A 14,113-nucleotide genomic window follows, 5' to 3' on the forward strand; every position below is an offset into this window, starting at 1 on the left:
TTATATGTAAAAGCATATAAAATGAATATAATAGCAGAATTTGTAAAATCCAAAAGAAAGCAACTCGGACTCACACAAGAGGATCTTGCTGAAAGTGCTGGAGTAGCTTTAACAGTTGTCCGTAAGATTGAGCAAGGTAAAGATAATTTAAGTCTAACAAAAGTAAATCAGGTGTTAATGCTTTTTGGACATTTTTTAGGACCAGTTAATGCTAAAGATTATGAGACAGGGAATCATTAAATATAATAATATAATTGCAGGAACACTTACGGAAACAGAAGAAGGGACATATGTTTTTCAATATAATGAAGGATATATTAAAGAATTTCCTGATCAATTTATAACATTTCAAATGCCTGTAAGGAAATACCCGTATAATAGCGTGTCCATGTTTCCATTTTTTGACGGCTTGATACCTGAGGGCTGGTTATTAGATATTGCAAGTGCAAGTTGGAAATTAAATCAAAATGATAGAATGGGATTATTATTGGCTTGTTGTCAAAATAGTATTGGCGCAGTATCCGTACACCCTATAGAATTAAACGAAGATGAATAAATGTCTGTATTGCTATAAGGAATTAGGTGAAAGGGAAATTGACTATCATCCTAAATGCTCTAAATTGTTTTATGGAGCAGAGGAACCTCCCGTTCTACCATATCGTTTGGATGAAATGGAACTTTTGGCAAGAGAATCTGTACAACATTCAATCACAGTACCAGGTGTACAACCCAAACTTTCTCTGGGCTGGATAAAAAATTTGTTAACTGATGGTCAACGAGGACGATTAACGATTTTAGACGCCTTGGAAGGTAATTATATTTTAAAGCCACAAAATGCTTTGTATAGCCAAATGCCAGAAAATGAACATTTATCCATGAAATTAGCAGAGTTATTTAATATAAAAACAGTTCCATATGCTATGATCAGACTAATCACTGGAGAGCTCTGTTATATTACCAAGCGTATCGATCGCAATGTAGATGGTTCAAAAAATCATATGATAGACTTTTTACAGATATTGGAGTTGGAAAACAAGTATAAAGGTAGTATGGAATTGTTGGGTAATATGATAGGAAAATTGTCAAACCATACTTTGTTAGATAAACGTCGATTTTTTGAACTAACTGTTTTCAACTTTATCATTGGAAATAACGATATGCATCTAAAGAACTTTTCTATGCTAAACGATTCTTCTTTGGGCTGGGTGTTTTCTCCAGCTTACGATTTGCTTAATGTCAAGATCATTTTTCCTAAAGATAAGGAAGATACAGCTTTATTATTAGGCGGGAAAAAGATGAATTTTAGTAAAGGATATTTTAATCGATTGGCTGAAGTTTTGGGTTTAAATGATAAGCAAGTTAAAACGGTTTACAAAAGAATACTAGAATGGAATCCAAAAGCATTACAGCTCATTGATATTTCTTTTTTAAACGATGATAATAAATCTGCATTCAAAACGTTAGTCGAGGAAAGAGCAAGTTTATTTTTATAGTTTTTTTCTTTTCTACATTTCATATTCAAATAGGACTTGGAAATCATGGATTAGAAGTGTTATAGGGATTTTCTGATTCCGTTTCCTGAGATAGGGACATCACATAAGACGCTAAAAGTTGCGTTCGCAAAAAAAAGTATGAGTATAATTGTGTAAGTTATAGAGGTGCTAAAACTGATTTTATAATTAAAATTAAAGAAGGGGCTAAAATTTTTATTTAAATAATAAAAATTACAAAAGTATTGGAGGACAAGTCATTGGTTAATATAAAATGCTTGCAAATCGTATATTTACAAGCATTTTATATTGTAATCGGCTTAGAATGTCTTACCTTGACCTACTGATTTATTATTCCAGATTGAACAGAAATTCTCCACCACCTTGTTTCAATTTCATTGTTTTTTCTTCCGGTCTAAATTCTAAAACAATCCCTGCCTGTTCAAATTTGAATTTATCTTTTTCTGTTGCTTCAAGAGGAAATGCCGACTGTCCTGTTGCTTGAGCCATCAGCGTTTTTTTGTCTTTTGTAATCGTAATTTTCAAGGGGATTTGTTTGGACGCATAAATACCTAAATACTTATCCAGATCTTCTGAAGATACTTCATGGCTGGAAAAATTTGGAATATCATATGGTTTATTATAAACTGCACTTAATAACGCAATAGCAATATTGTTATTATTGAAATTAGTTCCGTTTGAAGTTAAAGCAAAATCAATATTTTCGTCATCAAAATGAGAAAAGACAGAACTAAAACCATCAATTCCTCCGGTGTGTCCATATCCAATTTTATCATAAAAAGGAATTTGAAATAAGCCTACCCCATATTGATCTTTGATGCTTTTCATGATTTCAAGATTTTCAGGATTCAACAATTTGCCATTAAACAGTGCATTGCTGAAATCGACCAAATCGCTTGGTGTAGAAACAACTCCTCCAGCCCCCAGAGGTATAGAAATATCTGTTTCAGGTTGAAGAATCCATTTCTCATTAAAGGTATATGATTTGCATTCTTCTTTCGCTGGATTAATTTTTCCTCCCATATAGGTGTTCTTCAAATCAAGAGGTTTTGTTATAAATTCTTTTAACAGATCTGTATAACTTTTTTTGAAACTTTTTTCAAGCATGTAAGTTAACAGTACAAAATTTGAATTGCTGTATTGCGCTTTGCTGTCAGGTTCAAAATCACTACCCGCTTTTGCAATAATTGCTACCATTTCTTTTTCGGTCTTAGGCTGTGTATTCCAGGTCAGGTAATCCTTGTCATCCGTAAAATTATGTATTCCACTTCTGTGGCTTAATAAATGTTCTACGGTTATTTTTTCGGCATTCTTAATCGTCGGAAAAAAGCTTTCGATGGTTTGATCTAGTTTTAGTTTTTTCATTTCTACAGCTTTCAAAACCAAAACAGAAGTAAATGTTTTTGAAATGGAACCAATTCTATACTTAGAATTTGTAGTTGCTTTCTTATTTTTTTCAAGATCAGAAAAGCCGACCGATTTGGAATATATAAGTGTACCATTTTTTGATATAGCCACACTTCCCATAAACTTGTTATTTTGCTCCAGTGATGCAAAATACGAGTCTAGTTTTTGTGAGTCGATATTTTGCGCATAGCTACTAGTCGAGATCAAAAGAAGTACGAAGTAACTTGAAATTTTTTTAAGCATAATAATTTGTCTTATGGTTTTTAATTTGATGGATAAAGAGCCTGTCGTAATTTACAGCTTCTTAGACTTTAAAGATAATTGTTTTAGTTTATATTTTAATACTTTACGAGTTTGATTTTCTTTGAATAAAATCCATGCGATCATTAGAATTGTGTTTTAAAAAATGGAGCCCAACAGTGTAAATAAGTTTTTATAGTAAATCATACTGGTTCAATTGCACTGTAAATATTTTTTTTAATAGAATTCCTGTACAAAGAAGGGTGTTTTCATTTTTACCTCTATCATTACCTTAAATACTTTATATTTGAATGATGATAGTAAGTGATATTTTTTACGGCAATTTCGAACTTGAAGATATTCTTAGCGAGCTAATAAACTCGGAGCCTGTTCAACGGTTAAAAAATATTCATCAGGGAGGTGCCATTTTTTTGATTTCTCCACATGTTGATCACAGCAGATATGAACATTCTATCGGCGTTATGCTTCTCGTGAGGAAACTTGGAGGGAGTTTGGAAGAACAGATAGCTGCGCTTTTGCACGATGTTTCGCACACTGCTTTTTCACATGTTATTGATTATGTCTTGCAGCATAAAGGCGAAGATTATCATGAGCAAATTTTTGAAACAGTAATAGGAAAGTCTACGATACCTAACATTCTCGCTAAATATGGATTCAGTACTTCCTTATTGGAAGATCCAAAGCATACCTTGCTTGAGATGCCGCTACCTGCGCTTTGTGCAGATCGAATAGATTATAGCATTAGGGATTTATATCATTTCGGCCTCATCGATATTGTGGAGGCACATGATTTTATAAGCGAACTTGGTGTTCAGGATGGTAAGATAGGTGTTCAGAGTGAAGAAGTAGCTTCATGGATTACCAGTAAATATCTTCAGCTCAATAATGCATATTTCAGAAAACCGGAACATATATTTGCCAATACAAAGCTTGCAGAATTGATTGCTTTGGGACTGGAAAAAGGTATTCTTGTTTTATTAGATCTTTGGAAAGATGATCCTGCAGTTTTATCCATAATAAAGACCGATCCTGATCTCAATGCCGAACTTGAAAAAATCAAAAATTTGGAAGGTTTTGAAAGTTTTTCAGAATCTCGATCTGGAGAGGTTTTCAAAGAGAGAATACTAAAGCCTATGGTCATAGGTACTTAATAAAGGAAATCTTTTTTACCATCACTAAATTTCTCATTAATCTTATATAATAATTTATATCTGCCAATTCCCCTCATAAATCGGTCAGAATAAGTGTATGCTTCAGGAGCAGGAAATCCATATTTATAACAATAATGTTACAAAATGTATTACTTCATATACTATAGGTTTTTTTTCGTCGTTAATTATTTGATAATGCTTAAGTTTTAATGTAAATGTTTTCATTAAAATACTTTTTATTAATCGTTATCGACAATTTTTAGATGATCTAAACTTAAAACCTTTGTATGAAATTTAGTGCTACCCAATGTAAACTATGGTTGTCGTATTATGCACCATCCTTGTTTTTTTTGCATGTCCTATTCATTATTCCTTGCGCTTCGGCAGCGCAGCAAAAAACGATCCTTGGTAAAGTGATCGATGCGGTGACAAAGACACCCTTACTAGGAGTTACGATAAAGCTTGACGATAAAAATGGTACAACCGTAACGACAGACAAACAAGGTGGATTTGTATTAGACAATGCGGCAATAGGACAATCGCTAACTTTTTCATTTTTGGGATATTCCAGTCAGACGATAAAAATAGATACGCGTACAAGCTATACAATATCTTTAGCACCTGTTTCCAATGTGATAGAAGAAACGGTTGTGGTGGGATACGGCCGTCAGAAAAAACGAAATCTAACAGGAGCTATTGTTTCTGTGGGTGCTGCTGAAATTGAGAAAACAACGTTGCAGGATCCGATTTCCATTTTACAGGGACGGGCAGCCGGCGTGCAGGTATCGTCCAATTCGGGAGCACCTGGGGGAGAGATGAGTATCCGTGTCCGGGGAAGTTCTTCGCTGAACTCGGGTAATAATCCGCTTTTTGTTGTAGATGGTATTCCGCTGGAATCCAATTCTATTTCTTCTTTAAATGGTACAGAAAATTCAGGTCTAAATCCAATGGCGGATATCAATCCAAGCGATATCGCCTCTATTGAAATCCTAAAAGATGCAGCCTCAACAGCAATTTATGGTTCCCGCGCTGCCAATGGAGTTGTGATGATTACGACCAAACGTGGTGCAGCTGGTAAGCCGGAAGTGATATTGAATGCAAATGCAGGAGTGAGTTCCTTGACGCGAAAACTAAGTGTTCTTAATGCCAGACAATACCGAGAAGCAGTGTTGGACTCTTATCGTGGGATGACAATCCCAGAAGACCCTTTCTATACGATTATCGATTCCCTCAACCCCATGAACAATGGTGATGTAGACTGGCAGGATGAATTGATGCGTACAGCAAAACAATATAAGTTGGATCTTTCTGTAAGAGGAGGTAATGAAGGAACAAAATACGCCTGGAGTTCGTCCTATTTGGATCAAGATGGAGTTATATTGAATTCGAATTATAAACGGTTCACCTCCCGACTGAATGTTGACTTTACAATTTCAGATCGTGTGCGGATAGGGCAGAGCATTTCCTACACAAACGCGGTCAACAACCGAACGAATGCTGCTGGATCAGGGAATTTGAGTATTATCAGGAGTTTATTGATAAGGCCGCCAAATATGTCGATGTACTTGCCTGATGGATCACTGAACGGCTATATGATTGGACAGCGCAACCCTGTCGGTATGGCTTTGTTTTCAACCAATCTCAATAAGAGCAATCGCATTATTGGAAGCCAATATCTAGAAATTGATATCTATAAAGATCTTAAATTCCGGAGCAATGTCAATCTGGATTATATTGCAATGAAGGAAGATGAATTTATGCCATCGATACTGGACTATCGCGAAGGATACAATAGCGGTGCTGTGCGATCTTCCGGAAATCTTACTTGGGGAAATGAGAGCTACTTTACTTACACCAAAAATGTAGCGGATAAGCACAATATTGGGGCTGTGTTTGGAGTGAGCTTTCAGAAATGGCGTTATGACAGAACAGGTCTCAATGGAGAATATTTTCCAAGCGATGACATACGTACCCTAAATGGTGCATCTGTCATTTCAAACCAAGGTGTAAATGTCGCTTCCGAACATGCTATGCTTTCTTATTTCGGCCGGGTTACATACGATTATGAGAGCAAATATTTATTAGAATTCAATCTTCGTTCTGACGGTTCTTCCCGCTTTGGCCGTGATCGGCGGTTTGGGTTCTTTCCCTCTGCATCCGCAGGATGGCGTTTCGTGGAAGAAGAAGGTATCAAAAATCTGGGTTGGCTGAGCGACGGTAAGCTCCGTTTTAGCCTCGGAAGTACTGGAAATGAAGCCATCGGTGATTACACATCAAGAGGAGAGTTTACCTTAGGAACAAACTATTTGGATTTTTCGGGTGCTGCGCCGACAGTGATGCCCAATCCGAGCCTCACTTGGGAGACTACCCACCAATATAATCTGGGCTTAGAGCTAGGGTTTTTTAAAAATAGAATCCTGTTTTCAACAGATGCGTACTTGAAGAAAACAAAAGATCTGCTGTATAATGTGCCTACCCCTGGAACTTCTGGTTTTGAATATATTACGCAAAATATAGGGTCGATTGAGAATCGGGGCTTGGAATTTAGCCTACAGACCCGTAATCTAGAAGGAGCCTTTCGTTGGAGCACCAATGTAAACATTAGCTTGAATAGGAATAAAGTGACTTCCTTACCTAAAAATTTACTGACTAACGGGCATATCCAAAACGGTAATTTCCATATACTGCAAGAAGGTTTACCTATTGGCGTATTTTATGGTTGGAGTTTTCTTGGCGTCTATGCGCGTGATGAAGACAATACAAACAAGCTAACAAACGGAGCCAACGGAGCTGTCTTTGTAGGTGGAGACCCCATTTGGAAGGATGTCAACAATGACAAAATTATCGATCAGAATGACCGGGAGATAATCGGATATGCAGAGCCTAAGTATTTCGGCGGAATCTCCAACGATTTTAGCTATAAGAACTTTCATCTGAATGTGTTTTTTCAGTATGCTGTCGGAAATCAGATTTACAACGAATTGAATCATCAACGAAACTCAATTGTTCGTTACAACAATTTATCTACCGATGCCCTTGATCGGTGGCGGGAGCAGGGGGATCAAACAGATTTTCCACGATTGATTCGGGACGATCCAAAACAGTCCGATAGCAGGGTCCAAAGTAGATGGGTTGAAGATGGTTCGTATCTCAAATTAAAGAACGTCAATTTAAGATATTCTTTTGATTCAGCTTTGAGCAAACGGATCGGCCTGCGCAAGCTGGATGCATTTGTTACTGCTACGAATCTGGTCACTTGGACCAAATATACTGGCTTTGACCCCGATGTCAATTCCTATTCCGGCCTTCGTGTAGGGTTGGATGAAGGTTCTTACCCACAGAGCCGCACATTTACGTTTGGTTTAATCTTTGGACTTTAATAAATAACGATGAAAAAATTGTATAAATACATATTTTGGTCTATTCTTTTTCTATCTGTTACCAGCTGTTCTAATTCATTGCTGGATAAGGAACCTATTAGCAATTTTTCTGGAGAAGGGTATTATAAAAAGCCCAGTGATGCCCAAGCTGGAGTCAATGGAATCTATAATGGTCTACAAACTCTTTTCCGTCAAAATTATGCCCACTGGGGCGAGGGCCGGGCTGATAATGTGGTGACCCGTCATGCCGGTGATCCTGGAGCGCTGCAACAAAATACGCTAACGCCAATTATCAATTCAGCACGGTGGGATAATTTTTATACCGTTATATCCCGCGCGAATTACGCAATCAAATATATTCCCCAAGCATTTGGAGATGAGGATAGCGAACTAAAAAAACAATTACTCGGGCAGGCACATGCGTTGAGGGCACTCGCTTATTTTTACTTAGTTCGGATCTGGGGGGAGGTACCTTTAGTCATCGAACCGTATGAGGGTTTGGGTCAAGATCTGTTTGTCAAAAAGAACACGGAGGCTGAAGTATTGGCTAAGGTAGAGGAAGATTTGATGCTCGCGACGGAGAATTGTGCTACAAATTATTCAGGTGCCGGGAATCGCGTGTTAATCACCAAAGGAGCTGCTTATGCATTTCTGACGCAACTGTATATGTGGCAAAAGAAATATGCGCAGGCCATAGAAATGTCCGAAAAGGTGCTCGCAGATCCGCAATATACCTTGGTGTCGATCGAGGATTGGAATAACATTTTTGTAAAAGGGAGCAGTGCTGAAAGTATTTTTGAAGTCGGCTACAATGAAGTACAGACCAATAACCTCCGTATATGGTACGCCATGGGATCAGATAGTGACTATGTACCCAGTACATCTTTTATTGCGTCTATCGAACCGGGGGATCTCCGCAAACCACGGATTTACGATGTGTCCCAAGTACAGCCACGTAAGATCTGGAAATTTTTTGGACAGGGATTTAATGACGAGAGTCCAGAACCTTCGGCAGGAAATATGGTACTTACCAGAGTGGCTGATATCCTCTTACTGAAGGCCGAAGCACATGCAAATTTAAACCAGCCCGTTGAATCATTGGACTTACTGAACCGTATCCGCATTCGTGCAGGACTCGTTGCTTTGGATCAAAATAAAGCCAACATCCAATTTGGAAACTTACTCACCGGTATTTTGCACGAAAGATCTATAGAGCTTTCTTTTGAAGGACATCGGTGGTTTGATCTTGTACGGACTGGTACTGCAATTTCAACCATGAAACCGATCAACGGTCTCTCGGACAATCGAAATCTCCTGTGGCCAATACACGAAGGCGAACTATTAAAAAATCCAAATTTGAAACAAAATGAATTTTATAGATAATCATATGAAGAAGATCAAATATATCGTTACTTTTTTTCTGTTTAGTTTTGCAGTGGTGGTTACTTTTTTTAGTTGCGAAGTACAGGACAGCTTTGAATACGATTATGCAGAAGACAATAGCAAATTAAATATGTCTGCATGGGCCTATATCCAAAAAAATGATTCTTTGTCTTCCCTAAAAGAAGCAATTACGCTAGCTAAGGATGAAGCATTATACGAACGTACAGAGAAATCGACCTTTATTCTGCCCACGAATCGTGCGTTTAAGGCATATTTAGAAGAAAATAATTACGACGCTATAGGTACAGTACCGGTATCCATACTGAAAGATATGTTGCGTTATCATATTGTAAAAGCAGTAGTGAATTTTAATGATCCTGCATTGTCTCCAAAGAACAAGCCCATTGCATATCAGACTGAAAAAGGTGAGATCATGTATTTATCCCATACCGGTACGTATGTGGGGCTCATCAATGAAGGAACCAATAAGCAATGGCAAATCCGTACGTCAAATCTTGTTCCGGACAATGGTGTCATCCATATTGTTGATCAGGTTGTTTTCTATTCCGAGAAGGTAAAATAGGTATATTGTTCCTGCATTTCCACAACAGTTAAAATGCAGGAACGTAATTTTCTTTGAGAAAGTACCGGATGTTCAAGACCTGATCCAATTACTTCTTATTTTTAAAGCCTGATTAAATAGTTTTTTTGTTCTTTCCCGTTCTGCTGGCTCAGTATCAGTTCCCCTCATCGCTTGTTAAAGATCCATATAATTTGTCTACACAAATGTCGAAACTTCAATCGGTTATTCTTATTTGAATAATATTTTTGTTAATATTGGTATTACAGTACTAATTATAAATTTTGATGCTCCGTAGTACCTTACTTTCGATCAGTATACTTTTTTTTTCATGGATTACTAGTTTTTGTTTCGGTCAAGAGCAAGGGACAGTCTATTCTTTCAAGAACATCACTTCCGATCAAGGATTGGTACATAACCATATCAATTGCAGCCTGCGAGATCAATATAATTACATGTGGTTTGGAACGGAATCTGGACTTAGTCGATTTGATGGACTTCAATTTACAAATTTCCGTTATTCATCAAACAAAGGCTTTGGATTGAGCAGTAATCGTATATCGGCATTGTTTGAAGGACCAGGGCAACAAATTTGGATCCGTACCCATTCGAAAATGAATGTGTACGATCAAAAAAAAGGAGTAATCATTCAAAATATAGATTCCATTCTTCAGACATGGAATTTACCGATCGGAGATCCTCAAATTATCCGCCATTTTGAAGATGATGAATATGCTGTTTTGTACAGCGATAATTCATTCATGCTAACACATACGATTTCAAAAAAAACGAGAAAATTTTCACCACTTAAGAATCAAAAAATTGTCGATGTTGTAAATTATTCGAAGGAATCTTTTTGGATAATCTATGAAAACGGTTTGACACAGCTCGTACAAAAAAAGACCTGGAAGATTCTTAAACAATTTTCTTTACCTGCCAGCAAACAGCGCGTTACGTATGGTCTATTTATAGATCGCGAAGGAGATCTGTGGATTTATTCAAAAGATGTTCCAATCGGCGTATTTTGGGTCAGAGCTGGATCGGATGAGATCAGTCACATCAAAGAACAACTTTCGAATGTATTTGTAGGCAGTATCGTTCAAGATGAACAAGGTCTCATTTGGTTAGCTACTGATCATGGTGGAATCAACGTCTTTAATAAAAAGATGCAATCAATTATTGTGATCAATCACGAGGCGTATAATTTAAGAAGTTTACCCTATAATAGTATTACATCCCTGTATAAAGATCCGAAAGGTATTATCTGGGTTGGGACATATAAGGGCGGTATCAGTTATTATCATCCAAACTTACTGCTTTTTCCGGTATACCAAAATTATGCAGGATACGCCAAAACATTGCCATTTGATGATGTCAACAGGTTTATTCAAGATCAAAATCATAACTTATGGATCGGTACAAATGGTGGCGGTCTCTTGCATTATAACTTTCAAGATAAAGTATATAAACAATATCTACACAATCCAAATGATGCAACTTCTTTACCCAGTAACGTTGTCGTAAGTCTGTATCTGGATCAAAAAAATATACTTTGGGTAGGTACTTACCACGGGGGATTGAGTCGGTTCGATGGTAAAAGTTTCAAAACATACAACAAAGGCGCTGATCGATTACCAGACGATAGCGTCTGGGAAATATTTGAAGATTCAAGAGGTCGTTTCTGGGTCGGAACACTATCTGCTGGTTTATATTTGTTTAATAAGGATACGGAAACGTTTTCCACCTATCGCTCGCGTGAGGGAAAGACAATTTCCAGTACCTATGTATCTGTTTTATTTGAAGATTCAAAAAATAATATCTGGGTTGGAACTGCTACAGGCATCGAATTGATTCGGTCAAATGGGGAAATCCATCAATTTAATGAAAAAGAAGGCAAGTTGCGTCTTTCCAATGATTTGATATATGATATTAAGGAAGATGAGCTGGGTCGCATTTGGGTGGCCACTCAAGAGGGAATTAATATCATTCAGGATGAAACGATCCAATACCTCAATACGAGCGACGGTCTGATTGACAATGCCGTACTGGTATTAATCAAAGATAATAAGGGCAATATGTGGGCCTCAACAGCAAAAGGATTATCTGAAATTGTTCCCAATCAAAATGCTAAGCAATTTGTCATTCGTAACTTCACCAAAGAACAGGGACTACAAAGCAATGTCTTTAATGAAAATTCAGCTTTAAAGATGGATAACGGCCAGCTCATATTTGGAGGACCAAACGGTTATAATATTATTGATCCAAATCAAATTTTGGGATCAAAAGAAAATATAACACCTGTTCTATCCAATATCTATCTTTTTAATCGTAAAATCAACGTTGGTGAACGTGTAAACGGCAAGGTTATTTATAATGAGGCACTGACCAATGTGAAGAAATTAGAACTGCCATATGACCAAAATGCGATCTCCTTGGAACTATCCTCATTTAATTATTTGCAGCAGGATAATCGGATCTACCAGTATCAGTTGGATGGACTCAGTGAGGAGTGGTTTGATTTTGAAACGGGAACAATGAAGGCCAATTTTACGAATCTTGATTCCAAAACATACCGATTTTACATCCGACATTCAGTCGATAATGAAAGCTGGTCTGAAAAAACATTATTATTAACCCTCGTGATTGAGCCTCCTTTTTGGAGGAGCAATTGGGCATTAATGCTTTACGTGCTGATTTCTATTTCCTGTATCTACCTGTGGCAAGCGTGGGTAAAACTGCGGACAAAGACACGAAATCAATTGATAATGGTCAAAGAACAGGCGCTGCAAGCAAAAGAACTCGAAGAGTTGAAGACACGCTTTTTTACTAACGTAAGCCACGAGTTCAGAACGCCGATCAGTTTAATTTTAACCCCATCAGAGCAGCTTCTAAAAGAAGAAACAGATCTGCATAAAAAAGAAAATTTAAGGCTGATCAATAAAAATGCATCTCGTCTATTGATTTTGGTCAATCAATTGCTGGATTTTCGAAAACTGGAAAAAAACCAGCTTAGCCGTATGGACGAATATGGCGATTTAATTCTTTTTACGAAAGAACAGATTGAGCCCTTTTTCCAATTGGCCGAAGTCAATTCGCTCTGCATTGAAGTGATATATAACCGCGATCATTATCTCGGTAATTTTGACAAAGGAAAATTGGAAAGTATCCTATTCAACCTATTGTCAAATGCGATCAAATTCAGCAGATCGGGAGGTACTATACATATCACGAGCACGATTAAGGAACAAAACGATGACCTCGATATATGGCGATTAGAGATTAAAGACCAAAGTCCCGGGATACCGGAAGAATATCAAAATCGGATATTTGACCGTTATTTTCAATATGATGTCAACAGTGGCCGTTTAAATCAAGGTACAGGTCTTGGATTAGCCATCGTGAAAGAATATGTCGAGTTTCTCAATGGAAATATTTCCGTTCAGAGCAAAGTCGGAGAAGGATCATGTTTTGTGGTTGAAATACCGATCGAAGCGATTTCGGAAACATCAGTACTCCCGGAGAAACAAATCAACAAGAGAAATCAGATTTTGCTGATTGAAGATCATATAGAATTTTTAGAATATTTGAAAAGAAATTTAAACGATGAATACGTAGTTGATGGTGTCTGTACCGTAAAGGAAGCAAAAGACCATCTGACAAAAAAGGAGTATGATTTAGTGATTGCCGATATTCAGCTTGCTGGTGAAAGCGGTATCGATTTTTGCTTGTATCTAAAATCATCAGAACGTTACCGACATATTCCTGTCATTATGGTAACTGCTGTGCTGGATCAAAAAATACAGCTGCAGGCAATCCGTGCAGGGGCTTCAGATTATGTTCTAAAACCATTTAATTTTGAATTGCTGAAATCTAAAATCGCCAGTGTCCTGGATCAAAAATCATCCCTGGTTAAAAAATACAAAAAGCAAATCGCAATCGAACTCAACCAGCCAGAGGTTGAGTCTGCCGACGAGAAGTTCATCCGCGAATTCATTCTTGAAGTCGAGCGAGATTTGTCAGACTCGACGTTGTCTGTCGAAGTATTAGCCGGAAACATGCACATGACCCGGGTAGGACTTTATAAAAAGATATTAGCCATTACCGGATATTCACCAACAGAATACATCAGGCATATCCGTCTAACAAGAGCCATGCACCTGATACAACATTCCAGTTTATCGCTTTCAGAAATTGCATATGAAGTTGGTTTTAGTAATCCCAAACAATTTACGAAATACTTTAAAGCTACTTTCGGATTTTTACCATCCTATTATCGTAAAAGTCTGTAAATTAAATTATTGTGATTTATTGATAATCTCTGCAGATCTCACCAGTTAACATTAGATACCCTAATTGTTAACATAATACCCCCTCCCGGAAATAACTACTGCGCTATATTTGATCCTACCAATTCAAACGGTAAAAGGGAAATAACCAAAA

At 37.3% G+C, this 14,113-nt stretch carries 9 protein-coding genes; 8 read left to right on the top strand and 1 reads right to left on the bottom strand.

Annotation, left to right across the window (positions count from 1 at the left end; genetic code table 11):
- Positions 1–21 precede the first annotated feature (21 nt).
- From M2265_RS22035 to M2265_RS22045, 3 genes are read left to right on the top strand one after another with little or no spacing between them, the layout of a single operon-like run.
- Positions 22–240 (top strand): type II toxin-antitoxin system Y4mF family antitoxin, encoded by a 219-nt coding sequence (locus M2265_RS22035; protein WP_132770669.1) that lies wholly within the window; start codon positions 22–24, stop codon positions 238–240.
- Positions 221–556, top strand: a complete 336-nt coding sequence (locus tag M2265_RS22040; RefSeq protein ID WP_132770668.1) for a HipA N-terminal domain-containing protein — start codon at positions 221–223, stop codon at positions 554–556. The genes M2265_RS22035 and M2265_RS22040 overlap by 20 nt, the downstream gene beginning before the upstream one ends.
- Entirely contained in the window at positions 549–1,493 is a 945-nt protein-coding gene (locus M2265_RS22045) for a HipA domain-containing protein (RefSeq protein WP_165905912.1), read from the top strand. Before M2265_RS22040 ends, M2265_RS22045 begins: the two co-directional genes overlap by 8 nt.
- A 348-nt stretch (positions 1,494–1,841) precedes the next feature.
- Here M2265_RS22045 and M2265_RS22050 read toward each other — a convergent pair whose 3' ends face one another.
- Entirely contained in the window at positions 1,842–3,161 is a 1,320-nt protein-coding gene (locus tag M2265_RS22050) for a serine hydrolase domain-containing protein (RefSeq protein ID WP_132770666.1), read from the bottom strand.
- A 308-nt stretch (positions 3,162–3,469) separates the two neighbouring features.
- On the opposite strand from M2265_RS22050, the gene M2265_RS22055 reads away from it, so the two are divergent.
- The 5 genes from M2265_RS22055 (at position 3,470) to M2265_RS22075 (ending at position 13,962) form a co-directional block, all read left to right on the top strand.
- On the top strand, positions 3,470–4,330 hold the full coding sequence (locus M2265_RS22055) for an HD domain-containing protein (protein ID WP_132770664.1): 861 nt from the start codon (positions 3,470–3,472) through the stop codon (positions 4,328–4,330).
- A 287-nt stretch (positions 4,331–4,617) separates the two neighbouring features.
- Entirely contained in the window at positions 4,618–7,710 is a 3,093-nt protein-coding gene (locus tag M2265_RS22060; protein WP_132770662.1) for a SusC/RagA family TonB-linked outer membrane protein, read from the top strand.
- A 9-nt stretch (positions 7,711–7,719) separates the two neighbouring features.
- On the top strand, positions 7,720–9,093 hold the full coding sequence (locus M2265_RS22065) for a RagB/SusD family nutrient uptake outer membrane protein (protein ID WP_132770660.1): 1,374 nt from the start codon (positions 7,720–7,722) through the stop codon (positions 9,091–9,093).
- 4 nt (positions 9,094–9,097) lie between these two features.
- Positions 9,098–9,676 (top strand): fasciclin domain-containing protein, encoded by a 579-nt coding sequence (locus tag M2265_RS22070; protein ID WP_237682789.1) that lies wholly within the window; start codon positions 9,098–9,100, stop codon positions 9,674–9,676.
- 284 nt (positions 9,677–9,960) lie between these two features.
- Entirely contained in the window at positions 9,961–13,962 is a 4,002-nt protein-coding gene (locus tag M2265_RS22075) for a two-component regulator propeller domain-containing protein (RefSeq protein WP_132770656.1), read from the top strand.
- The last annotated feature ends 151 nt before the right edge of the window (positions 13,963–14,113 follow it).

Origin of the sequence: Sphingobacterium kitahiroshimense (genome assembly GCF_025961315.1) — a bacterium.
Taxonomy (GTDB): domain Bacteria; phylum Bacteroidota; class Bacteroidia; order Sphingobacteriales; family Sphingobacteriaceae; genus Sphingobacterium; species Sphingobacterium anhuiense.

Coding starts and splice junctions, on each gene's coding strand:
- M2265_RS22070 (WP_237682789.1), top strand. CDS start 9,098: ATGAAGAAGATCAAATATATCGTTACTTTTTTTCTGTTTAGTTTTGCA.
- M2265_RS22075 (WP_132770656.1), top strand. CDS start 9,961: ATGCTCCGTAGTACCTTACTTTCGATCAGTATACTTTTTTTTTCATGG.
- M2265_RS22065 (WP_132770660.1), top strand. CDS start 7,720: ATGAAAAAATTGTATAAATACATATTTTGGTCTATTCTTTTTCTATCT.
- M2265_RS22050 (WP_132770666.1), bottom strand. CDS start 3,161: ATGCTTAAAAAAATTTCAAGTTACTTCGTACTTCTTTTGATCTCGACT.
- M2265_RS22045 (WP_165905912.1), top strand. CDS start 549: ATGAATAAATGTCTGTATTGCTATAAGGAATTAGGTGAAAGGGAAATT.
- M2265_RS22040 (WP_132770668.1), top strand. CDS start 221: ATGAGACAGGGAATCATTAAATATAATAATATAATTGCAGGAACACTT.
- M2265_RS22060 (WP_132770662.1), top strand. CDS start 4,618: ATGAAATTTAGTGCTACCCAATGTAAACTATGGTTGTCGTATTATGCA.
- M2265_RS22035 (WP_132770669.1), top strand. CDS start 22: ATGAATATAATAGCAGAATTTGTAAAATCCAAAAGAAAGCAACTCGGA.
- M2265_RS22055 (WP_132770664.1), top strand. CDS start 3,470: ATGATGATAGTAAGTGATATTTTTTACGGCAATTTCGAACTTGAAGAT.